Source organism: Paenibacillus sepulcri (genome assembly GCF_042647105.1).
GTDB classification, from domain to species: domain Bacteria; phylum Bacillota; class Bacilli; order Paenibacillales; family Paenibacillaceae; genus Paenibacillus_Z; species Paenibacillus_Z sepulcri.
Window position 1 is genome coordinate 2,493,019 of sequence record NZ_JBHRUP010000001.1, and the last position, 26,007, is coordinate 2,519,025.

The following is a 26,007-nucleotide window of genomic DNA, read 5'->3' on the forward strand; positions in this document are numbered from 1 at the left end:
CTATTGCCAATATTTCGTTATTAGGCTTGAGTTTTCGCGCGGCGAGACGGGATTTGCCCGGCGCCGGCCGCCATACGAGGAGTTGATTGCATGTCCAAACCGTTACAGCTCTCGGCCGAAACGGCCATCAAACTGTCCAAAGAGTTGAATGTTCCGCTTGAGCATCTGATGCATATGCCCAAACATATTTTATTGCAAAAGCTGGCTGAGCTTGCCAAGGCAAGTCCTGCTCCCGAGAATCCCGGATCTGATGAATCCGGCAAAGGAGCCTCCGATTCGTGATTCCCTTCGAGCGTACCTGGCCTTATGACATTCTCATGAAAGACCTTTACGTGCCGTCCTGTCCGTTCTGCGGCAGGGATAACGTGCTGCTGCCGATGAGGCCCAGGGAACTGGCTGATGTTCGAAGCGGCAAGAAGCGTCTGCTTGTTTTCCCCTGCTGCAACAGCCGTGTAACGGTCATTGATGCGGATCAGGACTATTTGCTAACGGATACCAAGCTTAGGTGACTTGTCTCAGACCTGTTCTTTCATACCATTTTCACTCCATGACAAAGAAGCCGCCTATAACCGGACGGCTTCTTTTTTGCATATTCCTTCAGAGACCCATTGCTTATGCGTTAATCTTGGCCTGCACACCATCAATAAAATCCGTATTTCCGGCATTCTCCAAGCGCAGCAGCTGCCATTGCTCGCGGGAAGCGCGGATCATCGAACCGTCCGTAATTTTCTTGTCGTTCACCACGCGTGAGAACCAGCGCACAGCGTCGATTGGCTCACCTAATCTCCGGTGCAGCTCGCCGATCAGAAACATCAGCTTGGCATTGTTCAAATCAACGCCTTCCGTCTCATAGACACGGACATAAGCACCGAGTGCAAACCGCAGAAAGCGAAGCTCCTGCTCCGTCTGCTCCTTATACCGGTAAATCCATGCGATATGATGCAGGATGCCTGCGATAACGCGTTCCTTGTCACCAATCACCTGGGCGCATATCAAAGCGAACTTGTAGCATTCGAGTGCCTGGTCCTGAGTCCGGCTCCCACCGTAGTCACGCACCACCCAATGCATTCCAATCCTGTCGTAATAAAGCTTCTTCTGTGCATCGCTCAGCTGTTCAGCGCTATTCTCAGTGGAGGCGAAGCCGCATTTGGGACATACCCGAACCACATAATAATCAGGATTGATTTCACTCTTGAAATGCGCACAAAAATCGCTGTCACGCGATGAAGCCTTCTTGAAGCTTGGTCTAACGCGCGAGCTCTGATACTCCGCTTCACAACAAATGCAAGTGACCGAGGTTAAATAGAGCGGCTCCATGCAATCACGTCTCCTGTTCGTTCGTCTCATTCGTGTTCACAAAATGATGGGCAGGGCCGGACAGCCGCTCAAGTACGATTTCCTGAAGCTCTGCCGGCAGGCCGTTCTCTTCCAGCGCTCCGCGCATGCAGGACAGCCATGCTTCGGCGCGTTCCGGCGTAATTGGAAACGGCATATGCCTTGCACGCATCATGGGATGGCCGTATTGATCGGAATAAAGCGCCGGACCGCCAAAAAATTGGGATAAAAACAATGCTTGCTTCTCCATAACGGGAAAAATGTCCTCCGGGAAAAGCGGGGCCAATAAGGGATGCTTTTGCACTCTGGGATAAAAAGCCTCGACAATTCGGGTTATGCCTTCAAATCCGCCAACAGCGTCATAAATAGTTCTATAGTTATTCATCGTCATATGCATCTCCATTTTGTAGGTCTTTGGTAATAGTTTACAAGTTATTTTTTTACGCCTTAAGTCTTAGGTGGTCAAACAAAAAAAATGCCCTTCTAAAGGAGGGCATTCGGTCATTGGATAGTACAAATAAGCAACGAAGGTCAGCTCTCATAATCCTCTTCACCGGGAGCCATCAATGACTCACGGATTACGTAAACGAATGCGCACACGAGGATGCCGGCAATAAAACTCATAAAGTCATCACCCCAAGCGTTCGATATACTTCTAGTGTACCATAAACATGTCGAAAATAATACCTGAATTGCAAGCGTTTTCTTTATTTATTTTTACAGAAAACTGTCAACAAAGCATCCGTCTTTATATATATATTACCCACAATTGTGATGATTGTCCCATTCCGCTCATATATCGATTAGTAGGCCTTTTATTAGATCGATTGGAGGGGGACTTTGTGCATATTGTCCGGTATTTGATCCGCCCGGCTGTTATCCCGGCCTGGTCCGCCATGCTTTTTGTTTTGCTTCTTGCCGTTTTTCCCGCCGCTTCGCTGGAAGCCTCCATTCGCGGACTTTCCATCTGGTGGCAGGTGCTGTTTCCGGCGCTTTTTCCCTTCTTTGTTATATCCGAGCTGCTTCTGGGTTTCGGAATCGTCCATTTCTTCGGCAAGCTGCTGGATCCCTTGATGCGTCCGCTGTTCCGGCTGCCGGGCATCGGCGGCTTCGTCGTGACAATGGGCTACGCCTCCGGTTATCCTGTCGGGGCCAGATTGACTGCCCAGCTGTGGGAACAGCGCCTTGTCAACCGCGCTGAAGGGGAGCGGCTTGTAGCCTTCACCACTACCTCGGACCCGATTTTTTTGATTGGCGCAGTATCGGTCGGCTTCTTTCATAATGTGGCTCTCGCCCCGCTGCTTGCAGTTTCCCACTATGGCGGCGGATTGCTCATAGGTCTTATGATGCGCTTCCATGACCGAAAATATGAATCATCGGCACATACGCAAGCCGCTCCCCCCGCAGGGAGGCGCAAGTCACGCCTTGTCGAGGCGGTTAAGGCCATGCACGAGGCACGGCTGCTGGACGGAAGGCCCATTGGCAGGCTGCTTCAGGATGCGGTACAAGCAGCCCTGAGGCTGATGATCGTCGTCGGCGGACTTGTGGTCGTCTTCTCCGTTATTATGGAGCTGCTGACAAGCGGAGGAGCGATCGGCGTGCTCACACATATACTCGGCGGAATCATGAATCTGTTCGGCCTGCCGCTGTCCCTTGCCAATGCCGTGATTAACGGATTGTTCGAAGTGACCCTTGGGGCGCAAGCCTCAGGCTCCGCAGCAGGAACCTCACTTGTCCATCAGGCTGCGATTGCGGCATTCATACTTTCCTGGGGCGGATTATCCGTACATGCGCAGGTTGCCAGTCTACTCAGCCGGACGAATCTTAGGTATATCCCATTTCTGATCGCTCGCTTGGTTCACGGCATCCTTGCCATGGCGCTTGTTTATCTGCTCTGGAACAGCCTGGGTCCCATCGGTTGACATTGTATTCAAGGGCGTTTTCCGATATGATCGAACTATCTACCGTTTTGGAAGGAGCTTGTTTCTTTGAACTACGCAGTGGTCGATCGAGGCGATAAACTGTCCCAGGAGCTGGCACAGCATTTTCACATCAAGGCAGCGGAAAAAGGATTTACGCGGAATGAGGAAAAACCGGATATCGTCATTTCCATCGGCGGTGACGGAACGCTGCTTCAGGCCTTTCATTCCTATTCCGACCGGGTCGCCAGCGTCGCATTTATCGGCGTTCATACGGGTCATCTCGGTTTTTTTGCCGATTGGAAGGCTGATGAGCTCGACGAACTGGTTCGCATGATGGCCGAAGATGAACCGAAGATCGTACGGTATCCCATCGCGCAGATTGAACTGGACACGACCGAAGGCATTTCAACACATTATGCGCTGAATGAATTCACCCTTAAAGGCGTGGACAATACTTTGGTTGCCCAAATCGATATCAATGACGAGCTCTTTGAAATGTTCCGGGGCGATGGCATCGTCGTTTCCACTCCATCGGGCAGTACCGCTTATAACAAAAGCCTGGGCGGAGCCGTTATCCATCCTTCCATAGAATCGCTGCAAATAGCGGAAATCGCCTCAATCAACAATCGGGTATACCGCACGCTTGGCTCTTCCGTCGTTCTGCCGCAGCATCATCATTGCGATATTATTTCGCGCAAGGATCAGCGGCTGCAGCTATCGTTCGATCATTTAAACATTACAAGAAACGATATCCGATCCATCCGCTGCAGTGTTGCGGGACATAAGGTCAGCTTCGCCAGGTACCGGCCCTTCCCGTTCTGGAACCGGGTGCGTGAGGCGTTTCTTGGATACGATGTGAAATAATTATGAAGCTTTTCCGATCTTATTTGCAATTTGTAAAGCCATACCGCTGGCTGGTCGCGTTCACACTGATCATCGGCATTATGAAATTCGCCATCCCACTGACGATGCCGCTTTTTATCAAATACGTGGTGGACGAGATCCTCACCGCAACGCTGCCCGCCAGCGAGAAACTGGATAAATTGGCGCGCGTTATTGGACTGGCTTTTGTGCTGTTTGTCATCGTCCGCTACCCCATTGAATACTTCAGGCAATATTTCGCGCAGTTCACCACAAGCCGTGTTTTATTCGATCTGCGCAACAAGCTGTATTCCCACCTGCAGCTGCTATCCATCCGCTTCTATCAAAACCGCAAATCCGGCGAGATCATATCCCGGGTCATGAACGACGCCGAGCAGACCAAGTCCTTGGTTGAAACCGGCCTGATGAACATCTGGCTCGACATGTTCACGCTGGTCATTGCGGTGGTCATCATGTTCAATATGAATGTGCCGCTCACCTTTGTAGCCATCGCCATCCTGCCTCTGTACGCTTATGCGGTCAAGAAGCTTTACAAGCGGCTGCAGGCTTATTCGCGTTCCAGATCCCAGTCACTGGCCGAGATGCAGGGCTATCTTAATGAGCATGTCAACGGGATTCCGGTGGTGAAAAGCTTCACTCTCGAGGCTCACGAGCAGGAGCAGTTTCAAGTCCGCAACCGGAGCTTTCTCGAACGGGCGTTTGCCTTGACCCGCTGGAACGCTCTGACACAATCCATCACCAATACTCTGACCGAGATCGCTCCGCTCCTGGTTCTTGCCTGCGGCGGTTATCTGGTCATCAAGAAGCAGCTTACCCTTGGCGAGTTCGTCGCGTTCTACGGGTATCTGGACAGGCTCTACGGCCCTCTGCGAAGGCTCGTGAATTCATCCACCGAGCTTACGCAAGCCTCCGCTTCGCTGGAGCGGGTCATGGAGCTGCTGAACGAGGAGCCTGAGATCAAAGATGCGCCGGATGCCATCGAGCTCAAGAAGGTGCGTGGAGATATCGAATTCCGCGATGTATCCTTCCGCTACCTGGATACCGGCGAATGGGTGCTGCAGCATATCAATCTCACAATTCCACAGGGCCATACCGTGGCGCTGGTCGGGATGAGCGGCGGCGGCAAATCGTCTCTGGTCAGCCTGCTTGCAAGGTTTTATGATATCCAGGAAGGGCAAATTACGGTTGACGGCCGCGATATTCAAGCCTTCAGGCAGCAAAGCCTGCGATCCCATATCGGCATGGTGCTGCAGGATAATATTCTGTTCAGCGGCTCGGTGAGGGATAATATACGGCTTGGCGATCCCGCAGCTTCCGAAGAAGCCATCATTGAGGCGGCGCACAGAGCCAATGCCCATGAGTTTATTACTGCGCTTCCTGCCGGCTATGACACGGAAATCGGCGAACGGGGCGTGAAGCTCTCCGGAGGCCAGAAGCAGCGGATTGCCATTGCCCGGGTATTTCTCAAGGATCCAGCTATTCTGGTTCTGGACGAAGCAACCTCCGCGCTGGATCTGGAATCCGAGCATGCGATCCAGGAATCGCTCGCGGTGCTAGCGCGGAATCGCACAACGCTGATCGTGGCGCATCGCTTGTCGACGATTACCCATGCGGATACAATCGTCGTCATTGAGCACGGGTCAATTGTCGAGCAGGGCAATCACGAGGAATTAATGAACAGAGACAGCGCCTATGCGCGGCTGTACAATGTCCAGCATTTATAAGATTAATTGAGAGCTGTTATTCATGAACGATCAAAAAGAGTACAGCAAGCCTGAAGAAGGCTCAGCTGTACTCTTTTGATTTTGCAAAGGATATTGCGGATTATATTATTTGAACACTTTCATGCGGTCTTCAATGGGGCTGAATTGTTTGTCGCCAGGAACTGCTGTAGGATTGCCAAACGGCATTTGGGCAACAAGCTTCCAGCTTGCCGGTACATCCCATTCCTGCTGCACAGCTGCATCAATCAACGGATTGTAGTGCTGCAGGGATGCGCCGAGTCCTTCATTCACCAGACCTGTCCATACCACCAGCTGAAGCATGCCGGACGCATGATGAGACCAGATCGGGAAGTTATCTTTATAAGAAGCAAACTGCTCTTGAAGTCCTTTGACCACATTCTCGTCTTCGAAGAACAGGACAGTTCCGTAACCGTTGTAGAATCCGTTGATCCGCTCTTCAGTGGAAGCGAACTGCTCAGCCGGAACAATTTTGCGAAGCTCTTCTTTAGTCAGATTCCACAGCTTGTCATGCTGCTCTCCGAGCAGGACAACAACGCGCGAGCTTTGGGAATTGAAGGATGATGGCGTATGTTTAACAGCCTCGGAAACGAGTTCTTGAATGCGGTCATCGGATAAAACGGATTCTTTTGAAAGCCCGTAGAATGTACGTCTTTCTTTGACTGCTTGATAGAAATCTTTAGCCATGTGTTTGAATCTCCTTTTTGTTGGTAATATTTTTTCACTAACTTACTTTAATATTGTAACTCATTTTTCATAGAAATCAAATTTTTTTATCGTAAATTTCCGCAAAGAAAAACCGCGTATACGGAAAGTAAACCGGATACGCGGTTTTTTAGTTTTGATGGGTTCGGCACATAGCCTGGCAAATCTTAAGCTTTTGGTCCGGAATCCTTCTGACGATTTCCCTGATTCTGCTTTGAATGCGTCTGGATTTCTGCTGCTGCCGCTACAGGTGCTTTAGGCGCGGTAAAATGAGGCTTGCGATGCCGGCCGCTGCGTTCGCGCTCTCCATTATTGGGCCGCTCCTCCTGCTGAATTGCCGACTGCTGGCGCCCGCCGTCCCTGTCCCGGTCTTTATCCTTGTTAAACGGCTTGCGGTTTTCCTTAACCGGTTCTTTCTCGACATCCTTGGGCGAATCCTTGCGAAGATGCTTGGGATGGTATTCACGTCTTTGATGCTCTCTGACGATCCGTGGAGTCGTCCGTGCCTGCTCCTGACCGGTTTCTTCACCTTGGATTACGTCACTGGCCTGTATAGAAAGCTCATAGGCATCTTCAATACCCTCAAACAGTTCTGCGTTATCCGTCTCGGAATCGAGCTCGCTGCCGTCCTCACCCTGGCGCTTGACGCCGGGATGCCTCTGCAGGACAAAATAAGCGCAGCCGAAATTGCAGTATTCATTAATATAATCAAGCATACTTGAGAACGCGCTGTCTCTTGTCGCTTTAGGATGATTATCCCGAAAAAAGCCCTTCAGACGAAGCTGATTATAGCCCCAGTCTCCGATAACATAATCGTAGCGCTCCAGCACCTCGCTGAAACGTTCACGAAATGCTTCGGGGTTCCAGCCGTCCTTGTTCTCGTGAATCAATTCATAGGCTCTGCCATTGATATGCATCAAGGGTGCTCCCCACTCCTTCTCACAATGTTGCTGTTCTTGCCTCCGTTGCCGATTGCACCTGCTCATGGGCATGATAGGAGCTCCGCACCAGAGGAGCAGATTCCACATGGCTGAATCCGCGGCGCAGCCCCTCTTCCTTCAGCTTGGCAAACTCGTCCGGGTGCACATAACGTTCCACCGCCAGATGATTGGGTGTCGGCTGCAGGTATTGTCCCAATGTCAGTATATCCACATTAGCCGCGCGAAGATCATCCATCGTCTGGAGGATTTCATCCCATTCCTCGCCAAGTCCAAGCATAATGCTTGATTTGGTCGGGATCCCGGGCTGCATGGCTTTGGCACGCTTGAGCAGCTCCAGGGAACGGGCATATTTCGCTTTGGCGCGAACGCGGTCCGAGAGACGCTCAACGGTTTCGATATTATGATTGAGGATATCCGGCTTCACATCCATTACGGTTTGCAGCGCGGCCTCGTTGCCCAGAAAATCGGGAATCAGCACTTCCACGCTGCATAGCGGCATGCGGTTGCGGACCGCTTTGACGGTCTCGGCGAAAATCATCGCCCCGCCATCCGCCAAATCATCGCGGGCTACAGAGGTGACCACGCAGTGGCGCAGTCCCATCTGCTCCGCGGCTTCCGCCACACGTTCCGGCTCCTGTAGATCAAGCTCGGTCGGAAGGCCTGTCTTAACAGCACAAAAACGGCACGCACGCGTGCAAATATCGCCTAATATCATAAAAGTTGCAGTCCGGTTGGCCCAGCACTCATAGATGTTCGGGCATCGGGCTTCTTCACAAACGCTATGCAGTGTCTTGGAACGCATCATATCTTTAATCTCGGCATAGTTGCCGCCTGTTGTTAATTTTATCCGCAGCCAGTCCGGCTTTGGCATAGCGTTCTTCTCTTTTGTCTTCATTGAAGCATACCTGCTTTCTGTAGTCTCCTGCGTCTTATTATAGCACGTTTCGGATAAAAACCAATGATTTGCAAATGATAACTACAGTCCATTTGGCCATTTCCGTCTGAGGAGGAGGGGATCCATGAAACGGTTTTTACTTTGTCCCATCTTGCTCCTGATATGCATGATGGGTATGCTGCAATCATTTGGCACCATTGCAACAGCGCAGGAGAAGCCCGCCGAACCGCCCAAGAAGGAAAATGAGTTCGAGCAGCGGAAGGCGCTGTATCTGCAAATAAGCAGCCTGACCGGCATTCCCTGGTACCGGCTTGCAGCCATTGATCAGTATGAGCGGACCATCACCAAAGTCCGCCCGAAAACAAGAAAACAGCTTGGAGAGTTTGTCAGTGTATTCGTCACGGAGCCCGGATGGACAGGCGAGCTGAATCCTGACACGGAGGATCAGCTTCCCGCTTCTATCCGCTGGTTCAGCGGCATCGGCAGGGATGGGGATGGCGACGGTCTCGCGAAGCGGACCAGCGACACCGACCTGCTGTATTCAGTAGCCGACCATTTTACGCACTTCGGGCCGTCGGAAGAGGACTTCGCCATTGGCGCCTGGCAATATTACCACAATACCCGGGCTGTCCAGCGGGTCCGCCAATTCTCCGCGTTGTATGCACATTTCGGCCGTCTGGAGCTCTTCGAGCATGCCTTTCCGCTTCCTATCGGAACCAACTACTCTTATCGCGGTACCTGGGGAACAAGCAGAAGCTGGGGCGGCTTCCGCATTCATGAAGGGACCGATATCTTCGCCAATTATGGAATCAATGTGCGAAGCACCTGCTACGGCATTGTTGAAATTAAAGGCTGGAATCCCTATGGCGGCTGGAGGCTCGGCATCCGCGATTTGAACAACAATTATCATTATTACGCGCATCTGTCGGGCTATGAAAAAAACTTGCGGGTCGGCAGCATCGTAAAGCCCGGCCAGCTGGTGGGCTTCGTCGGAAGCTCCGGCTACGGCAAGCCGGGAACGCAGGGAAAATTCCCGCCGCATCTGCATTATGGCGTTTACCGGGACAGCGGTCTGATCGAATGGTCCTTCGACCCCTACCCGCTGCTGCGGCAATGGGAAAACAGCGAGCGTAGGCAGCTGAGGCAAAGCAACCATTAATTTCGATGCGTAAAACAGGAAAAACTCCCGCCGCATATTATTGTAAGATCTAACGGAGCCTGACATTTCCCTTCTAAAAAGGAAGAAGCCGGTTATTTCAGGAAAAGGCGCCTGTCCTTGATGACAAGCGCCTTTTCCTGTATCTATTTTTCAACTGCCGTCATTCGTCGACCAGTCATTATCGGATTCGTTCAAATAATCAGTCGAGGTATCCGGCAGCTGCTGTTCATTGTCCGTCCCGCCGCTGTTTCTCGGGCTCGTCGTGGTAACGCCGTCCTGGCCTTCCTGCATGGGCAGTGAGATACTGGGAGCTCCTGACGCCGAATCCCCGACAGGATTACCCTTGTTATCATAGTAATACATGGGCACATCGCCTACCACGAGCAGATAGGAAATGGGAATTTCCGTCTCCACAAGCTCAGGTTGAGTATCGAAGGGAATGATGATCGAAACCTCTGCCACGATGCGCATATAAACTTCAACCAGAATCATATTGATTCCGGCATCCTGCTGCCTGGTCTCCAGATCCACCTTGACCGCTCCAGCCGGCTCGAATTTCACCGGAACGCGGGGACCGTAGGAAGCAATGATCGCACTGCCGAGCGCCTGGCCGACAGGAATCTTCTCCGGGATGTGTTTAATTTCATTCAGCATGCCCTGCACGCGGTCGGCGGTCTGGGAGGTAATCCGCATATGCTCCGCATAATTCAGCATAAACCCGGATATTTTTCCGCTATTATTGGTTTTCCATTCAATCAGCTTCTCGACATCGCCTTGGCTTGCGACCTGGTCGGTGATGGCTTTGTTAATTGCCTGCGTAGCCACCTGCTTGACCCTGACCTTGGCGACCGTCATCAGCGGTCCCTGCAGATTGCGCTCTACGAATATAAACAGCTGGAAAATAAACAGAAATACAATAAGCATGATGAGCAGCCACAGCCTCCGGCGGCTGCGGGGTTTGCCGTTCCGGCGTTTGCCGCTGCTGTGCCAGCCCCGTCTTCCCCACTTCGGCATAACTTTAGCGCCCCCTTTTTGCACCTTCGTCCGCCTTTTCTATCCAAGCTTATGCAAAGGGACGGCAAAAAAGAAGAAACACCCCTTAAGTGAGGTGTTTCCCCTTCCGATCTCAAGCCTGAAGTTCTCAGCGGGCGGCCTTTGCATCCGCCCGTTTATTGTGGGTCCGATTGATCAGATGGCCTACGGCAACGACCGCAATCGCCAGCACGATAGGAAGCAGATGATTCGTCCAGGGAAGCGTCGACTCAATAAAGGCGCTGACGCCTTTATCATCCAGAATCATCTCGCCTGCGGTGTAGCCAAGCAGTGCCGCTCCCAGCACGACAATGATCGGAAATCGCTTCATCAAGCGCATCAGCAGCTGGCTTGCCCAAATAATCAGGGGAATGCTGATTGCCAGACCAATGACGATAAGCAGGAGATTCCCGCCAGCCGCGCCTGCCATGGCCAGTACATTGTCCAGGCTCATGACGAGATCGGCCACAATGATCGTTTTGACGGCGCCCGACAGGCGTGAGCTCGATTGAATGTTTTCCGTCTCTTCTTCCTGCTTCAGCAGCTTCACGGCAATAAACAACAGCAGGAGTCCTCCAAGCGCCTGAACGAACGGAATGCGAAGCAGCCATACGGCGGCGAACGTCAATACGATCCTCAAGCCGATGGCCCCCATACTGCCCCAGAACACAGCTTTTTTCTGCTGTTCGGCAGGCAAATTGCGGCTTGCCAGGGCGATCACAACCGCGTTGTCGCCGCTGAGCACCACATTGATCAAGATCAACTCCAGCAAAACAAAAACAAAGTTTCCTTCCATTATGTTCTCCCTTGTGCAGCAATAGCCGGTTTCTTGAAGATGCAGGAAAATGTTGGCAGCTGTTTTGCCCTCTATAGTTCTGCCCCTATGCTGCAGGCTTTAAAACAGGACCGGCAGATTCAGCTGCAGTTATGCGATGCGAACCGTCCGCTATTCTCTGAACTGCCGTCGGTAGGCGCCGGGGGTTTCGCCAACCATCCTGCGGAAAAGGACCATGAAGGAATTCAGATCCTTGTATCCGACAGCTTCGGCTATTCTGCTTATTTTCTGCTGCGTGCTTCTAAGCTGCTCACAGCTTTTTTGAATCCGCAGGCTTTGCAAAAAATAATTAAAGCTTTGCCCTGTATGCTGCTTGAACAGCCGCTGCAAATGACGTTCGCTCCATTGGAACCGTTCGGTCAAATGGGATAATGTTATTTTCTCCGCATAATTCTGCTCCAGATAGCTTAATATCTGAAGAAAACGGGCGGGACTTCCGGGAGCGGTGCGGCTTGTTTCCGTATGCAGCCGGTAGATCGTTACAATCAGCTGCAGCAGCAGCGTGTTCAAATACGTCGTGGAGCCGCTCCGAGGCAGTGAATACTCCTTGTACAAAGAAAGAAACAGCTTTCCAATCTCATCATCCGTATCGAATACGGCGTGGTAAGGGAGGGTTTCTTCTTTGAGTCCTTCAAGGTAAACAGCAATAGGACCGTCGAAGACCAGCGGAATCAGATTGTCAACGAGCTGCTTCGTAAAAATGCAATTGTAGACAATTAACGGGTCCTGCAGTGCATTGGTAGAGGAAGGACGAAACACATGCGATGTTCCGATGGGAATTACATGCAGCTGGCCCCGATGAATCCGCTGCACATCGTCTTCAATATAATGAAACCCTTTGCCCTCGGCTACATAAGCCAGTTCAATAAACTCATGCGAATGCAGGGGCAGAGTGAAGTCCTCTACCGCCCGGTTGACGTAAAGAAGCAGATTGCTGAAAAACGATTCCGCTTTAAACGTTTGTCTGACCTGCTCCATGTCCCATCACCATTTCCTAAAATGTCGTGATTACCTCTACATATTGTCCTTTATACCGCATAAAAATAAAGAATTCAATCCTTATAATAGGGGGTATGCAGAGTAGAATGGACATTATATGTTGGAAAGGTGAGGATGCGTTATGACAATGGTTACGAAGCTTCGTTGTGAATACCGGGAGAATCCCATCGGCCTTGACATCCGGAAGCCGAGAATCAGCTGGCAAGTTCAATCCGATACGAGGTCGTGGGAGCAGTCGGCTTATCAGATTCAAGTTTCCCTGGAAGCGGATTTGAGCGCCGCGCTCTGGGATTCAGGGAAGGTTCAATCGGATCAGTCCACTCATGTTGCTCTATCGGAATTGAATGTTGAAGCCGCTCAGCGCTACTACTATCATATCCGGGTATGGGACAAACAAGAACAAGCTTCTCCCTGGTCTGAAATCGCTTACTGGGAAACGGGGCTGCTGGAGCCGGCCGGATGGCAGGCCGATTGGGTCAGTGCGCCGCTTGCCTCCTTCCCTCCGGATTCGGAGCAGTCTCCCCTGCTCCGACGCACATTCAGTGTGAAAGCCAAGGTGAAGAGCGCCCGAATCTACGCGACGAGCCTGGGAATCTATGAAATAAGCCTGAACGGAATCAGAGTGGGAGAGGATTATTTTACGCCGGGATGGACCAGCTATAATGAGCGCCTTCAGTATCAGACCTACGAGGTAACGGACCTGCTGGCGGAGGGCGGCAATGCCGTTGGCGCCATGCTGGGAAATGGTTGGTATAAAGGAAATCTGGGATGGGTCGATCACAAAAATATATACGGCGACCGGACAGCGCTGCTTCTGCAGCTGCACATCCGGTACGATGACGGCACCGAGGACATTATCGCATCGGATGCGCAGTGGAAGGTATCCGGGAGTCCGGTTCTGCTGTCTGAAATCTACCATGGAGAAACCTATGACGCGCGGCTGGAGAAAGCCGGCTGGAGCACAGCTGCCTATAATGACGGCGATTGGGAGCAGGCAGAGGTGCTGCGGCACACCAAAGACATCCTGGTCGCGCAGGAGAATGTTCCGGTCCGTAAAATCGAGGAGCTGCAGCCAATTGCCCTGATCACAACGCCCGCGGGTGAAACCGTTATCGATATGGGGCAAAACATGGTCGGTTGGGTCCGTTTCACCGTGACTGGCCAAGAAGGCCATGAGGTCAGCCTGCAGCATGCCGAGGTGCTGGACCAGGAAGGCAACTTCTATACGGAGAATTTGCGCAGCGCCAAGCAGGCGATCCGCTATATTTTGAAAGGGCAGGGACACGAAACCTTTGAGCCGCATTTCACTTTCCAGGGCTTTCGCTACGTGAAGCTGACAGGATTCAGCGAGCCGGTCAAGCTTGCGGATTTCACCGGCGTTGTGCTGCATTCGGATATGGAGGTTACAGGGGATTTCGAGTGCTCGGACCCGCTGATCAATCAGCTGCAGCATAATATTTTATGGGGCCAGAAGGGCAATTTCCTCGATGTTCCCACAGACTGCCCGCAGCGTGATGAGCGGCTCGGCTGGACCGGAGATGCGCAGATGTTCATCCGCACCTCTGCCCATTTGATGAACGTGGCCCCATTCTTCGGCAAATGGCTGAAGGATCTGGCGGCCGATCAGCTTGACAATGGCGGTGTTCCTTTTGTCATTCCGCATGTGCTTGACGAGAACAGCCACTCCTCGGCGGCTTGGGGGGATGCGGCGGTCATTTGTCCCTGGGTCATCTACCAGTGCTACGGGGACAAACAGATTCTGGAGCAGCAATATGAGAGCATGAAAGCCTGGATAGACTATATGCACGCACAAGGAGAGCAGGAATTCCTGTGGAATACCGGCTTCCATTTTGGCGACTGGCTTGGCCTGGATTCCAAACCCGGCTCCTATATCGGAGCGACTGACCGGGACCTTATCGCGACTGCCTTCTACGCGTACTCCACTTCCCTGTTCGTGAAAACTGCAGCGGTGCTCCAGAAGGAAGAGGACGTCTCGTACTATACGAATGTGTATGAACAGGTTCTGAAAGCTTTCCGGCATGAGTTCATCACACCTTCCGGCAGATTGTCGGTCCCGACCCAAACCGCTCATGTGCTGGCGCTGATGTTCGGTCTTGTGGAGGGTCCGGCCAAGGAAAGAGCGGCGAAGAAGCTGCTGGAGCTGCTGGAGGAAAGCAAGCACCATCTGACGACCGGCTTTGTCGGCACCCCGTATTTGAACCTGGTGCTCAGTCAAATCGGCAGCAATGACGCGGCCTATAAGCTGCTGTTTCAGACCGATTATCCTTCCTGGCTCTATCAGGTTACCAAAGGGGCGACCACGATATGGGAGCATTGGGACGGGATCAGGGAGGACGGAGGCTTCTGGAGCAAGGATATGAACTCCTTCAACCATTACGCTTACGGCGCCATTGGCGATTGGCTGTACCGCTGCGTGGCAGGGATTGATACGGATGAGGCGGCCCCTGGGTATAAGCATATCCGGATCGACCCGCATCCTGGAGAAGGACTGAGCTGGGCCAAGGCAAGCCTTGAGACGATGTATGGTCTTGTCGAGTCCGGATGGAGCGTGGGGGAAGGCTCTGCAATGGAGGTTCAGGTGACGATTCCGCCTAATACGACCGCTTCCGTTCAACTGCCCCATGCTGCTGGAGCAGAGGTTCAAGAAAGCGGAAAGGCTGTCGCTGAAGGGGATGGTATACATTCCATCGAGCGGACAGAAAGCGGAATTGCGCTCACTTTGGGCTCGGGCAGCTATCATTTTACGTATACAACCGTTCTGTAAGGGTCAGGCATATGCTTGGATATATAGGGATGATCAGGGGACGCGAGCCATTCGGGTCCCTTTTTCATATGCATTTGAAAAGCCGCCCGAACTACTTCTCAATTCGATCAGTCAGCAGCCTTCTTATGGGCCGTTTGGCTGCTTTTTCATCGTATTTAATTTAATTGAACCAGGCCGTTTGCTTAGGGTATACTTTCCATATTAATTGTGATAACTGCAATCTTTTCCCTTTTATGAAGTTTGAGCTGAGGAGACAGGCTATTTTGTCACATATTCTGCATAAGATTGGAAACCGGAAAATTTTTATTATTGCCAGCCTGTTTTTAATCGTTCTAACCGGTTCGCGCGTACTCTGGATTGTGTCGTTCCATGGTATCGATCAACCCTATGCCGTAAATGGATTTGTGGATTTGCGGGACTGGAATGCTGCGGAAAGCCGTACGATTACGCTGGATGGTCAATGGGAGTTTTATCCTGGTGAACGGCTGATCAACGATGATAAAGAAAGGGTCAAGCCTGTTAGGAAGTCCCAATATATTCAGGTACCGGGTAATTGGGATGCCTCCTTAAAACCGGGAGACAACACTCCATACGGTTACGGCTCGTATCGTTTGCGGATTCTGGTCAATCCGGACAACGATATCAACTTCAGCATTCGCGTTCCAAGCGTCCGAAGCTCGTCGGCATTGTATGTAAACGGCCGGCTGCTGGCCAAGTCGGGAGAGCCGGGAGAAAATGAGAAACAGTACACTGCGCGGAACGTTCCCTACTCCTCCTCCTTCACAGCGAACGGCAGCAACCTCATTGAGGTTGTCGTCCAGGCGGCCAACTTTAAGGATCCCCGACCCAGCGGCATTGTCCGGTCGATGAAATTCGGGACGGAAGAAGCGATTGACCGGGAGACACAGCTGTCCATGGCTATGCAGCAAATGGTCTCCGTCGTATTTTTGATGCATGCCATCTATGCGATTATTTTATTCGTGGTTGGAACCAGGGAGAAAAGACTGCTTTATTTTTCTATGCTCATTGTCAGCGCCACGCTTATGAATCTTCTGGGGACCGATGAGAAATTATTGCATTACTGGCTTCCGATCAATTACGAATGGGGATTTAAGCTGGTTCATCTGTCCATGACCGGTGTCGCTTACTCTCTGCTGCAAAGCGTGTCCCGGCTGCTGCCTTCCTTTTGGTCTGGAATTGCTCCGGGTTATGCACTTCTTTGCGGGGTTTCCGCATTATTAGCGCTGCTGCTGCCTGCCCATTATGTGGTGACGATACAGCCTTTATACGCCTCGATCGTAGGGATTTCCATTATATTAACGATCGTATCCATGCTCCGGGCTTCCAGGAAGGATTTCAAGGACAATGTCCTATTGCTGCTCTCTCTTATTGCCTTCACGAGCAACTTTTCATGGTGGGGCATTATGATGGCCAGCGGAATTAAAGTCGTCTATTATCCGTTTGATCTGATTGTATCGACGACCTGTTTTGCGTCTGTCTGGTTCAAGCAATATTTTCAAATTCATTTCGAAACCAGGAGGCTGGCGGCAAAGCTTCAAAAAGCGGATGAGCTGAAGGATGAATTCCTTGCCAATACGTCGCATGAGCTGCGTAATCCGCTGCACGGCATACTCAACATGTCGCAAGCCGTCCTGGAAAGAGAGCGGTATTCATTGAATGAAAAAAGCATCAAGGATCTGGAGGTCTTGTTGTCAGTGGGCCGCCGCATGTCATTTATGCTCAATGATCTGCTTGATGCGGCGAAATTGAAGGAAAACATACCCCGGCTGCAGCTCCAAAGGTTCTCCATTCAAACCATTGTAACCGGCATATTGGACATGCTTCACCATATGACGGAAGGTAAGCCGGTGCGGCTGAAGGATCGGATTCCCGACAATTTCCCGCAGGTCATTGCCGATGAAAACCGGGTTATTCAAATCGTATTCAATTTGCTTCACAACGCGATTAAATTTACGAATGAAGGCGAGGTTTCGATCCGGGGGTATGTGAAGGACGGGAAGGCGCATATTGCAGTAGCGGATACGGGCAGCGGCATGGACCACGAAACTATGCGACGCGTGTTCGAGCCTTATGAGCAGGGTGATCGCAGCCCAACGATGATTGAGGGAGGGTTTGGCCTCGGCCTCAGCATCAGCAAACAATTGGTGGAGCTGCATGAGGGAACGCTGCAGGTCGTCTCCGTTCCCGGCCAAGGGTCGGAATTCGTTTTCACCCTGCAGCTGGCCGAACCGGATGCCTTGCTCGAGGAAACCGTGAGCGGAATTCCCGAACCGGTCGCTTTGGCAAAATCAGCAGTGGCCGCAGCTTCAGAACAGCAGCCGCAGCTGCCTGCAGACCGCCCCCGAATATTAGTCGTGGATGACGATCCCGTCAACCTTAAAGTAATCGAGACGATTCTCTCATTGGAGAAATATGACATGATGACGGTGACGAGCGGCAGACAAGCGCTGGTTGCATTGGACTTCAGGGAATGGGACTTGATCATTTCGGACGTCATGATGCCCCAGATGTCGGGTTATGAGCTGTCGCGCACCATCCGCAACCGATTCACGATCACAGAACTTCCCATACTGCTGCTTACGGCGAGAAGCCAGCCCGGGGATATCGAGATCGGATTTCAATCGGGCGCCAACGATTATGTGACCAAGCCGGTGGATGCGCTGGAATTACGGTCGCGGGTCAGAGCGCTGACGGACGTGAAGCAATCTGTACGCGAGCGGCTGCGGATGGAAGCGTCCTGGCTTCAGGCGCAAATCCAGCCCCATTTCCTGTTTAACACCTTGAATGCCATTGCGGCATTAAGCGAAATCGATATGGACCGGATGCGCAATCTGCTTGAGGCATTCAGCAATTTTCTGAGGGATAAATATAAGCTTAAAAATATTGACGAGCTTTCCCCTATAGAAGATGAGTTAAATATTGTGCGGTCTTATCTGTTCATTGAACAGGAGCGATTTGACGATCGGCTTCATGTCATTTGGGAGATAGACGAATGCGAAGAATTAACAATCCCGCAGCTTACGATCCAGCCCCTGGTTGAAAATTCAATAAAACACGGCGTCATGAACCGCGCCCAAGGGGGAACAATTATGATCCGGGTCACGAACAATGAAACTTATGCGGAGATATCGGTTGAGGACGACGGCGTCGGGATGGATGAGGAATTGCTTAAACGTCTGCCGGAGAGCAAAAAAGACACCGGATCGGGAGTCGGTCTGCTTAATACGGATCTGCGGTTAAAACGGCATTTTGGAATAGGGCTTCAAATCAGCAGTGGTCCTGGCCGCGGGACGAGAGTATCGTTCATTGTGAACAAGAATAATGCAGGTTGAGATATAAATGGAACAAATGCGGTCAAGTGCTATGTCAAATATCCATCATAAGAAAGGATGCTCAGCATGTGGAAATCATTATTCTGATTCCATATTGCATTTATTATCACTAAAATGTATAATAATTCATTAATATTGAATAATTATGCGTCGGGGTGGTGGGGTTGATGGGCTTGGAAAAAGCAGAACTTTTGAAAGACGCAGTGAACTCCGTATTATTTACTGCTGATCGGCCTGATATCGTTATGGATCGCGGAGAAGGAATGTACATATGGGACACTGAGGGTAAGAGATACCTGGATTTTGTAGGAGGATGGGCGGCAGCAAGCTTGGGGCATTCACCAGATGCGGTTAAACAGGCCTTGAATAAACAAGCATCTGCTTTGATTACGGCCAGTCCAGCCTACTATAACAGACCCATGATTGAACTCGCTAAAAGGTTGACGGAAATCACCTGCTACGACAAAGTATTTTTCGCAAGCAGCGGTTCGGAAGCCAACGAAAGCGCAATTAAGCTGGCCAGGAAATATGGTGCTGCCTTTTTAAACGGTGCCAATGAAATCATAACGCTCACGAACAGCTTCCATGGCCGTACGCTTGCAACCATGTCCGCAACCGGGAAGGAGAAATGGAAGGATTTATTTGCGCCAAGAGTTCCCGGATTTAAACATGTGCCGCTAAACGATATTCTTGCATGCGAGTCCTCGATAGATCATAAGACATGTGCGATTATGCTGGAGCTCGTTCAGGGAGAAGGCGGAGTACATGCCGCTGAGCAGGATTATTTAAATCAACTGCGTCAGCTCTGCGACGAGAAAGGGATTTTATTGATTTTTGATGAGATTCAAACGGGAATGGGCAGGACAGGAAAGATGTTTGCCTATCAGCATTACGGAATAGAAGCGGATATTATGACTCTGGGGAAGGGAATCGGAGGCGGATTCCCGCTTTCGGCCATGTTAACCAAGGACAAATATAATATCTTTGATCCCGGCGACCAGGGAGGGACTTACAGCGGACAACCGCTGGCTATGAGTGTGGGACAAGCAGTCGTGAATGAAGTCATTCGATTGGATCTTTCGACTAACGCGCGGATTCAAGGGCTGTACTCTATCCAGGCGCTGGAGCAAATACAAGGCAAATTTCAGCTGTCCCATATACGGGGAAAGGGCCTGCTAATGGCTTTTGACCTGCCGCAGCCGGTAGGCAAAGAATTGGTTCAAGATTGTCTTCATGAAGGATTATTGATTAATGCTCCAAACCCCGATACGGTTCGGTTAATGCCACCATTAATTGTAACGGGACAGGAAATTGATCAAATGATTCAAATTTTAAGCCGCAGCCTGGCAAGAGTGCTTCAACCGTCTGTGAATGAAACCTGAATTAATCCAAGCCACCGTATAATATTTGAACGGTGGCTTGTTGTCTGACCATTCATTAAGTGCATAAATATACATTTCTGTTCAGTCAGAGATCATCCTGGCAAACCCGATCTGCTTTCCCGCAGCGTGTTGATCATAGACGCCGAATACGACAGCAGAGCTTTGCACCAGCAGCCTTATCTGGCGTCATACCCAGCCGCCATCCTGCGGAATGATAACCCGATCAAGCAATTCTTCAACTGCCAGCCGGCTTCGCAAATCCTGTCTTGTCACCAGACAATGATTAATCGCCTCCATGTGTACCGCCACTACTCTCGTATAGGCTGCATACCGGCATAAGCTTACCACATCGTCCGCATCCATAATGATAGGGTCGCCCACTGCGAACCGCGCCCCGCCTGCATTGACGACAGTCACATCGGGCCGATAGGCGTCCAGTGCTTCCTTGACATCTTCGCACCAGATCGTATCGCCTGCGATGTAGACAACTGGCTCTCCTGCTGCCTGAAGAACATAACCCGATACATGGCCCATCTTTTCGCCGATCTCGCCTGTGCCATGCCTGCCGCTGGTTCGGCGGATCGTGATTCCCTTGTATTCCAGCGTCGTATCAATTGCCGATACCGAGTCGAAGCCTGCTGAAGCGATTGCGGCGTCATCTCCCGGCTGGCAAAAAACCGGAACCGATTTATCCAGTGCCGTTATTGCTGCGTCGTCCCAGTGGTCGGGATGCAAATGAGTCACGATGACGGCATCCGGTGCAGACACTTCCCCGATTGGAACAGGCAGCGGTACAAGCGGGTTGCGCCTATCGTTCGTCGTATTAATGACCGGAGGCTTGGCTCCCATATCGCTGAACATCGGATCAAATAGGAAGCTCACACCAGCGTATTCCAGATACAGCGTTGCATTACGGATCAACTGCAGCTTCATGTTCGGTCCACCTCTTATCTTTCGTATTCAGTTCCTGTTACAATTATAGAATAAGTTGAACTATCTCTATACAGATGGATGAAATGAAAAACCGGTTTCTGTTTTCATATTGAAAGGAGTCTTATGGCGATGAACAATGCAACCATTGATGATGTCGATCTTCTAATTCTGCAGTGCCTGCTGGAAGACTCCGCCCGCTCGCATAAAGAGGTCGGACAAATGGTCCATATGACCGGCCAGGCAGTCGGCGCCCGAATACGGAAGCTGCAGGATATGGGGGTTATTGAAGGCTATACGCTAATCTGGAATCCGGACAAGATCGGGCTGGCGGTTCATGCCTTTATTACTGTGTTTATGAAATCAACCACAGCCCATCAATCCTTTCAATCATTCGCCAAGCAGCATGAGATGGTCGCTGAAACGCATCGCGTCAGCGGCGAAGGCTGCTACTGGATGCGGGTTCGCGTCCGCACGTCGCTTGAGCTCACCTCCTTTCTCGACGAGCTGCTGCAGTATGGCAACTACAAGGTCAGTCTGTCGATTGGACAGATAAAATAAAAAGAAATCAGAGCAGATGAATTCTCATGCTCTGATTTCCAGTGTTTATTTCAGGATTCCATGCTTAATTATGAAGGCAATTCCAAGCTTCCCTTATATTCTGCACCGGTTGGCCCCGCTTATACGCTATACGCGGGTCAGCAGCCGGTTCATTTTCTCCTCGTCCGGCTGAATGCCAAGCCCGTCTCCGTCGGGGATTTGGATGAACCCGTCCGCAACTACAAACTCAGAAGGCGCGAACTGCTCTCTTACCGTATCCTTCTCGATCGAATATTCATAATAGCTGGTGCATTCCGGCGTACTGGCCGCCAAATGGAGCGCTGCGGCAAAACCGACACCCTTGGTCGTATTGTGCGGCACGTAATGGATACCGAAGGCCCGGCATAATGTCGCAGCGCGCTTCGCCTGTGCGATGCCGCCGCATTTGATCGGGTCTGCCGCATACAGGTGGCAGGCACCCTTGGCGATAAAATCGCGGAATGTGAAAATATTCCAGTCCTGCTCCCCTACATGAATCGGAACCGGCAGCGTCTGGCACAGCTTGATATACGTATCAAGGTCATAATAGGGGCATGGCTCCTCATAATGATGCAAATTATATTGGCTTATTTTTTCATAAAATTGCACCGCCTGGATATACGTATACGAGCTGTTGCCGTCCACCATCAGGCGGCAGTCGGGGCCGATCGCTTCCCTCACGGTCTTGACCTTCAAGGCGTCCCGGTTCAGGTCGACCGGCAGTCCCGAGCCCATGCGCGGGCCTGTCTTGATCTTGACCGCCTTGAATTGAAAGCGTTCGATGCCTTCGAGCAGCTTCTCGGCTTCCTCGTCCGGACTGAGGTCCCGGCTCATGCTGGAGCCGTACAGCGGAACTTCCCCGCGGTATTTGCCGCCCAGCAAATTGTACAATGGCTGCTTCAGGAACCGCGCTCTGGCATCCCATAATGCAATCTCGATGCCGCTGTACGCCATGGCAAGCAGCTGCCCGGAGATTTTATAATTTTTTCTTAGAATAATCTCTTCCAGCTTCTCTGTTTCGAACACATCATGGCCGATGAGTTGAGGCTTAATGACGGTCTGAATAATCGACAGCACCGCATCAACCTGCATGGGGCTGCATTCCCCAAAGCCCGACACGCCTTCGTCCGTCTCCACCTTCACATAGAACAGACCTTTGGCAAAATAGCAAATCACATTCGTTACTTTCATTGCTGCGCCTCCTTGGGATTCACTTCAGAGCCAAACCGGGCTGATTCCTTCACCTGATGGCTGTCATAGTCAAAATAAGAGCCGTCCAGCCTGAGACCCAGCGCATTGTCGACCCGCAGCTCAAGCAGGTTCTCTCCAGGCTTCCACCATTGTCCAGATCCCTTCCATACATACGGCGTCCATGGGCGAACTCCCAACGAATGCCCGTTCAAGATCACCTCCGCACAATCATGGAAATGCTCGCTTAATCCTGTGAACGACAGCTCGAATGTCTCTGACCGGGCCGCTTCATCCTGCACGGCAATCCGGCGTCGGAATACCAGCGTTCCCGAATAGTAGGGAGATCCATCCGGCACGGGACGATTCGGATTGCCGGCTAACGGCAGGTCGGTGATCACGGGACGCTGCTCCGCCGTGAAGCGAACGCCAAACATGCCGCGCAAATAAAGCGGATCGACAACGCCGTCATGCGCATGCCTGATCACCATTCTGATCATGATCGTATTGGTTCCATTGATCAATTCAGGCTGCCCGCCGTCCCACTCGATGCCGTTGACGAACAGGCGGTATTCGCCTGCGATGGCCTCGCGGTCCATCGTCAATTCACACCATTCCGGTATCCGGTCGGCATCGAAAATAATTCTGTACCAGCAGACGACCGGATAAGCGACCGTTACTTGATATGGCGTCCCGAACGAGCGGCTGTTGAAGCCCAAGGCATGCCGGAGAACCTCTTTATGATCGGCGCATTGGTTAATCCACGGCTTGGTCTCCACATCCAGCCACTCCGCTCCCGGCAGGGAGCTGTGATTCAACTGCCACCCCTGCTCCAGCCCCTCATCCTTCATGTCCAGCGACATTTGAAGCTGCCCCAGCCTCAACAGATTCGGCTGCGCCAGCTCGAATTCCCAGTCGGTGTCGGCTTCGACTTGAATATGGGGAGCCGTCTGCTGCCCGCCGTCAAGCTGACTGATAATGCCGGGATGGCCGACCGGCTTCGCGGCAGTTTCGTCCTGAACCCGAACGATTTCGATCAGATGCGACTGATACGGCGCGAATGTCAATAACGCCATGCTGCCGCCGTCGCCGGATTCCGATGACAGCGGACGGATTTCGCCAGTCTCCAGGTTCCGGTACAGCCACTTCGGACGGGAGCCAAAATGAGATTCCGAGAGCCGGATGTACACCTTTTTCTCCAAGCCCTCGTGATTGGCGATAAATATAATGTCGCTTTGCCCGTCAAGCTGTCTGTGCTGGAGCAGCAGACAGCCGGTTTGACCATCCTCTGAGCTGAGTTCAACAGCGCGCGGAAGTGTTTGGTCCAGCAGATGCAGCAGCGATGTTATGCCGTCAACCCCGGCAGGACGCGACGAATTTGAGGAAGCCGGACCATGCGGGACGAAATAGGCCTCCTTCTCGCCTTTCCTCCAAGCCGCTGGCGACGCTTCATCCGGCAGCAGGCCATGCCAATAATGCGCGGGATCCTCTGCCTGGGCGTGAAACAGCGCCGCAGCCCCTTCAACGGCTACGCTATGAGCCTCTATCTGCTCATAGGGAAGCAGCCCGACGCTGATAACAATTCCGCCCTGATCGGCGAATGATTGAATCCGTTCCCAGGCGGCAGCCTCCAGATTGGATACCGGCGGAATAATCAGCGCCTTGTACCGGCCTGCGCCGATGTTCAGTGAACCATCCGCAATCTCAGCCTGCATCAGCATTTCCGGGTCGAGCGTATCGTAGTCGCGCTGGTTGTTCAGCAGGGCGGTTTGAATGGAAATCCAATCCGACTTCATTCGCTCCAGCCGCTGCTTGTCCTGCGGGTCCGTTCCGGCAAAGCCGAACTGGTGGAACGGATTGCCCATTTTGGTCCATAACGAGGTCGTTGGATCCAGCACCGCAATGTCGATCTTGGCGCTGCCCTCGCTCATGATGTAGCTGATGCGGCCAATATAATCGCCCAGCTGCCGGAAATGCTTCCAATACGGATTCTGATCGAACTGCGAGGGAGCCGCGTCATGCTTGCGGAGCCCGTCGATCGAATAGAAGAACGCATGAAAATTAAACATATTTGTGCCCATGACGGCCATCCAGTCAATCATCCAGCGCGCATCCTGCAAGGTCATCGTCCAGCCGATACTGTGGAAGCATTCAATGAGCGCCCGTTTTCTGCCAAGCTGGCGGGCCAGCGAGCTGCCCATCTTCGGATTATGCCTCAGGCTGTGCGCGTAGCTTTCCATAATGGCCGACAGCGGCTTCCCGAGCTTCTCGTGAGCGCTGTCGCCGCCCGGAATATGGCTGTACAGCTGCGTGGTCATCCGGACGCCGGGTACCTCGGCGATATATTCCATTCGAAACTCATCGCACCATTCGGCGACCTTCTTGTGAAAGTTGTCCCGGAGCATCATATGAATGCATTGATAAAAAATCATAGCGGACCTTCGCCGTATCGGGCCCGGCATCTTCGAACAGGCAGGGAAGCCGGTCCAGCAGGCTGTATCCGCACCGCTCCTCGAAGAAAGGCACAATGAGCGGAGACCACGGAATTTTGCCGGCCCGCAGGCCGACTTCATCGGTGAACATCCCTTTCACGGTATCTCCGAAATATTGGCCCAGCTCCTGCGTGTACCGCTCATGCGTCAACCGCATGAACGTATCGACGGCCTTGGGGTGCAGCGGGTCAACAAAGGTTCCGTAATATTTAAACTCTTCTACCTCCTGCTCGACAATGACAATGATCTCCCACTTCGCGCCATGCTCCGGCAATCTATAGTCCAGCCGCTTAACCGTATGATAAGTAAAATAGCGCTTATGGCTGTGCTTGGTCAAACCCGTCTGCTGAAACACAGTCTCGTCCTGAAAGCTGCCTATCCACGGCGCAATGTCCACCGCCTGCCCCCCATTCCCGGGCACCGTTTCCGGAGAGGGGAACCGCCTTGGCTGTCAGCACCCTGCCCCATGGCAAATTCAGCTCGACATGCTCGCCAGCATCCGCCTCCTGCGCCGTTCGCGACAGCATGCGCTGCACCGTCTCCGGATGCTCCAGCGTTACTTCGCCTCCGGCAATGCCGCTGGGATACGGGTATTCGTCATACAGCCAGACGCTCAGACCCGCTTGCCTGGCCGCCTCCACAGCGAATTTCACCCGGTCGAACCAGACACGGGACAAATACGAAATCGTCATGCCCTGCCGGGCGCAGATGAAGAATCCGCCTACGCCCTTCTCTTTCATCTCTTCTATCTGCCTTAGAATCTCGCTTTCTTCCATATCCCCATTCCAGAACCAGAACGGCTGCACGCGATAATCCACAGGCGGATTCTGAAACCAGCTGTCGTTTATCAA

The 26,007-nt window shown here is 52.0% G+C and carries 22 protein-coding genes and 1 pseudogene; 10 read left to right on the forward strand and 13 right to left on the reverse strand.

The window, feature by feature from the left end:
- Positions 1–90: 90 nt before the first annotated feature.
- Together ACFOLF_RS11060 and ACFOLF_RS11065 are read left to right on the forward strand one after the other, a co-directional pair.
- Positions 91–282: a YycC family protein gene (locus ACFOLF_RS11060; RefSeq protein WP_210038184.1), complete on the forward strand. Its 192-nt coding sequence runs from the start codon at positions 91–93 to the stop codon at positions 280–282.
- On the forward strand, positions 279–509 hold the full coding sequence (locus ACFOLF_RS11065; RefSeq protein WP_210038183.1) for a hypothetical protein: 231 nt from the start codon (positions 279–281) through the stop codon (positions 507–509). The genes ACFOLF_RS11060 and ACFOLF_RS11065 overlap by 4 nt, the downstream gene beginning before the upstream one ends.
- Before the next feature lie 103 nt (positions 510–612).
- Here the strand turns inward: ACFOLF_RS11065 and ACFOLF_RS11070 are convergent, their stop codons facing one another.
- Both ACFOLF_RS11070 and ACFOLF_RS11075 read right to left on the reverse strand, forming a co-directional pair.
- Positions 613–1,317, reverse strand: coding sequence for a DUF2225 domain-containing protein (locus ACFOLF_RS11070; RefSeq protein ID WP_379113924.1), 705 nt, complete (start codon positions 1,315–1,317; stop codon positions 613–615).
- A 4-nt stretch (positions 1,318–1,321) separates the two neighbouring features.
- Positions 1,322–1,720 carry a globin domain-containing protein gene (locus tag ACFOLF_RS11075; protein ID WP_210038181.1) on the reverse strand — a complete coding sequence of 133 codons (399 nt, stop codon included), beginning with the start codon at positions 1,718–1,720 and terminating at the stop codon, positions 1,322–1,324.
- Between the two features lie 511 nt (positions 1,721–2,231).
- On the opposite strand from ACFOLF_RS11075, the gene ylbJ reads away from it, so the two are divergent.
- From ylbJ to ACFOLF_RS11090, 3 genes are all read left to right on the forward strand, one after another.
- Positions 2,232–3,257 carry a sporulation integral membrane protein YlbJ gene (gene ylbJ, locus ACFOLF_RS11080; protein WP_379114081.1) on the forward strand — a complete coding sequence of 342 codons (1,026 nt, stop codon included), beginning with the start codon at positions 2,232–2,234 and terminating at the stop codon, positions 3,255–3,257.
- A 66-nt stretch (positions 3,258–3,323) separates the two neighbouring features.
- The gene (locus tag ACFOLF_RS11085; protein WP_210038179.1) at positions 3,324–4,121 is read left to right on the forward strand and encodes an NAD kinase; all 798 of its coding nucleotides are present in this window, start codon (positions 3,324–3,326) and stop codon (positions 4,119–4,121) included.
- Between the two features lie 2 nt (positions 4,122–4,123).
- On the forward strand, positions 4,124–5,863 hold the full coding sequence (locus ACFOLF_RS11090; RefSeq protein ID WP_210038178.1) for an ABC transporter ATP-binding protein: 1,740 nt from the start codon (positions 4,124–4,126) through the stop codon (positions 5,861–5,863).
- 105 nt (positions 5,864–5,968) lie between these two features.
- On the opposite strand, the gene ACFOLF_RS11095 is transcribed toward ACFOLF_RS11090, so the two are convergent.
- From ACFOLF_RS11095 to lipA, 3 genes and pseudogenes are all read right to left on the reverse strand, one after another.
- Entirely contained in the window at positions 5,969–6,568 is a 600-nt protein-coding gene (locus ACFOLF_RS11095) for a nitroreductase family protein (RefSeq protein WP_210038177.1), read from the reverse strand.
- Positions 6,569–6,753: 185 nt separating this feature from the next.
- Positions 6,754–7,503 carry a YutD family protein gene (locus ACFOLF_RS11100; protein WP_379114079.1) on the reverse strand — a complete coding sequence of 250 codons (750 nt, stop codon included), beginning with the start codon at positions 7,501–7,503 and terminating at the stop codon, positions 6,754–6,756.
- 22 nt (positions 7,504–7,525) lie between these two features.
- A pseudogene (lipA, locus tag ACFOLF_RS11105) lies at positions 7,526–8,479 on the reverse strand (lipoyl synthase); the annotation flags it as partial.
- A gap of 67 nt (positions 8,480–8,546) precedes the next feature.
- On the opposite strand from lipA, the gene ACFOLF_RS11110 reads away from it, so the two are divergent.
- Positions 8,547–9,581, forward strand: coding sequence for a M23 family metallopeptidase (locus tag ACFOLF_RS11110; RefSeq protein ID WP_210038174.1), 1,035 nt, complete (start codon positions 8,547–8,549; stop codon positions 9,579–9,581).
- Positions 9,582–9,731: 150 nt separating this feature from the next.
- Here ACFOLF_RS11110 and yunB read toward each other — a convergent pair whose 3' ends face one another.
- The 3 genes from yunB to ACFOLF_RS11125 all read right to left on the reverse strand — a co-directional run bounded on the left by yunB (position 9,732) and on the right by ACFOLF_RS11125 (position 12,426).
- The gene (gene yunB, locus ACFOLF_RS11115; protein ID WP_210038173.1) at positions 9,732–10,595 is read right to left on the reverse strand and encodes a sporulation protein YunB; all 864 of its coding nucleotides are present in this window, start codon (positions 10,593–10,595) and stop codon (positions 9,732–9,734) included.
- Between the two features lie 127 nt (positions 10,596–10,722).
- Positions 10,723–11,409: a TerC family protein gene (locus ACFOLF_RS11120; RefSeq protein WP_210038172.1), complete on the reverse strand. Its 687-nt coding sequence runs from the start codon at positions 11,407–11,409 to the stop codon at positions 10,723–10,725.
- A gap of 150 nt (positions 11,410–11,559) precedes the next feature.
- Positions 11,560–12,426, reverse strand: coding sequence for an AraC family transcriptional regulator (locus tag ACFOLF_RS11125; protein ID WP_210038171.1), 867 nt, complete (start codon positions 12,424–12,426; stop codon positions 11,560–11,562).
- Between the two features lie 142 nt (positions 12,427–12,568).
- On the opposite strand from ACFOLF_RS11125, the gene ACFOLF_RS11130 reads away from it, so the two are divergent.
- The 3 genes from ACFOLF_RS11130 (at position 12,569) to ACFOLF_RS11140 (ending at position 19,967) form a co-directional block, all read left to right on the forward strand.
- A complete protein-coding gene (locus ACFOLF_RS11130) occupies positions 12,569–15,232 on the forward strand; it encodes a family 78 glycoside hydrolase catalytic domain (protein ID WP_210038170.1) in 2,664 nt (887 codons plus the stop codon).
- 263 nt (positions 15,233–15,495) lie between these two features.
- Positions 15,496–18,585 carry a hybrid sensor histidine kinase/response regulator gene (locus ACFOLF_RS11135; RefSeq protein WP_379113922.1) on the forward strand — a complete coding sequence of 1,030 codons (3,090 nt, stop codon included), beginning with the start codon at positions 15,496–15,498 and terminating at the stop codon, positions 18,583–18,585.
- Positions 18,586–18,752: 167 nt separating this feature from the next.
- On the forward strand, positions 18,753–19,967 hold the full coding sequence (locus ACFOLF_RS11140; protein WP_210038168.1) for an aspartate aminotransferase family protein: 1,215 nt from the start codon (positions 18,753–18,755) through the stop codon (positions 19,965–19,967).
- A gap of 186 nt (positions 19,968–20,153) precedes the next feature.
- Here the strand turns inward: ACFOLF_RS11140 and ACFOLF_RS11145 are convergent, their stop codons facing one another.
- The gene (locus ACFOLF_RS11145; protein ID WP_210038167.1) at positions 20,154–20,900 is read right to left on the reverse strand and encodes an MBL fold metallo-hydrolase; all 747 of its coding nucleotides are present in this window, start codon (positions 20,898–20,900) and stop codon (positions 20,154–20,156) included.
- Positions 20,901–21,029: 129 nt separating this feature from the next.
- Here ACFOLF_RS11145 and ACFOLF_RS11150 point away from each other — a divergent pair, with 129 nt between their 5' ends.
- On the forward strand, positions 21,030–21,458 hold the full coding sequence (locus tag ACFOLF_RS11150) for an Lrp/AsnC family transcriptional regulator (protein ID WP_210038166.1): 429 nt from the start codon (positions 21,030–21,032) through the stop codon (positions 21,456–21,458).
- A 126-nt stretch (positions 21,459–21,584) separates the two neighbouring features.
- Here the strand turns inward: ACFOLF_RS11150 and ACFOLF_RS11155 are convergent, their stop codons facing one another.
- From ACFOLF_RS11155 to ACFOLF_RS11170, 4 genes are read right to left on the reverse strand one after another with little or no spacing between them, the layout of a single operon-like run.
- Positions 21,585–22,667 (reverse strand): mandelate racemase/muconate lactonizing enzyme family protein, encoded by a 1,083-nt coding sequence (locus ACFOLF_RS11155; protein ID WP_210038165.1) that lies wholly within the window; start codon positions 22,665–22,667, stop codon positions 21,585–21,587.
- Positions 22,664–25,096: a hypothetical protein gene (locus tag ACFOLF_RS11160; protein ID WP_379219449.1), complete on the reverse strand. Its 2,433-nt coding sequence runs from the start codon at positions 25,094–25,096 to the stop codon at positions 22,664–22,666. Before ACFOLF_RS11160 ends, ACFOLF_RS11155 begins: the two co-directional genes overlap by 4 nt.
- Positions 25,023–25,511, reverse strand: coding sequence for a hypothetical protein (locus tag ACFOLF_RS11165; protein WP_379219451.1), 489 nt, complete (start codon positions 25,509–25,511; stop codon positions 25,023–25,025). Before ACFOLF_RS11165 ends, ACFOLF_RS11160 begins: the two co-directional genes overlap by 74 nt.
- The gene (locus tag ACFOLF_RS11170) at positions 25,474–26,007 is read right to left on the reverse strand and encodes a hypothetical protein (protein ID WP_379219453.1); all 534 of its coding nucleotides are present in this window, start codon (positions 26,005–26,007) and stop codon (positions 25,474–25,476) included. The genes ACFOLF_RS11165 and ACFOLF_RS11170 overlap by 38 nt, the downstream gene beginning before the upstream one ends.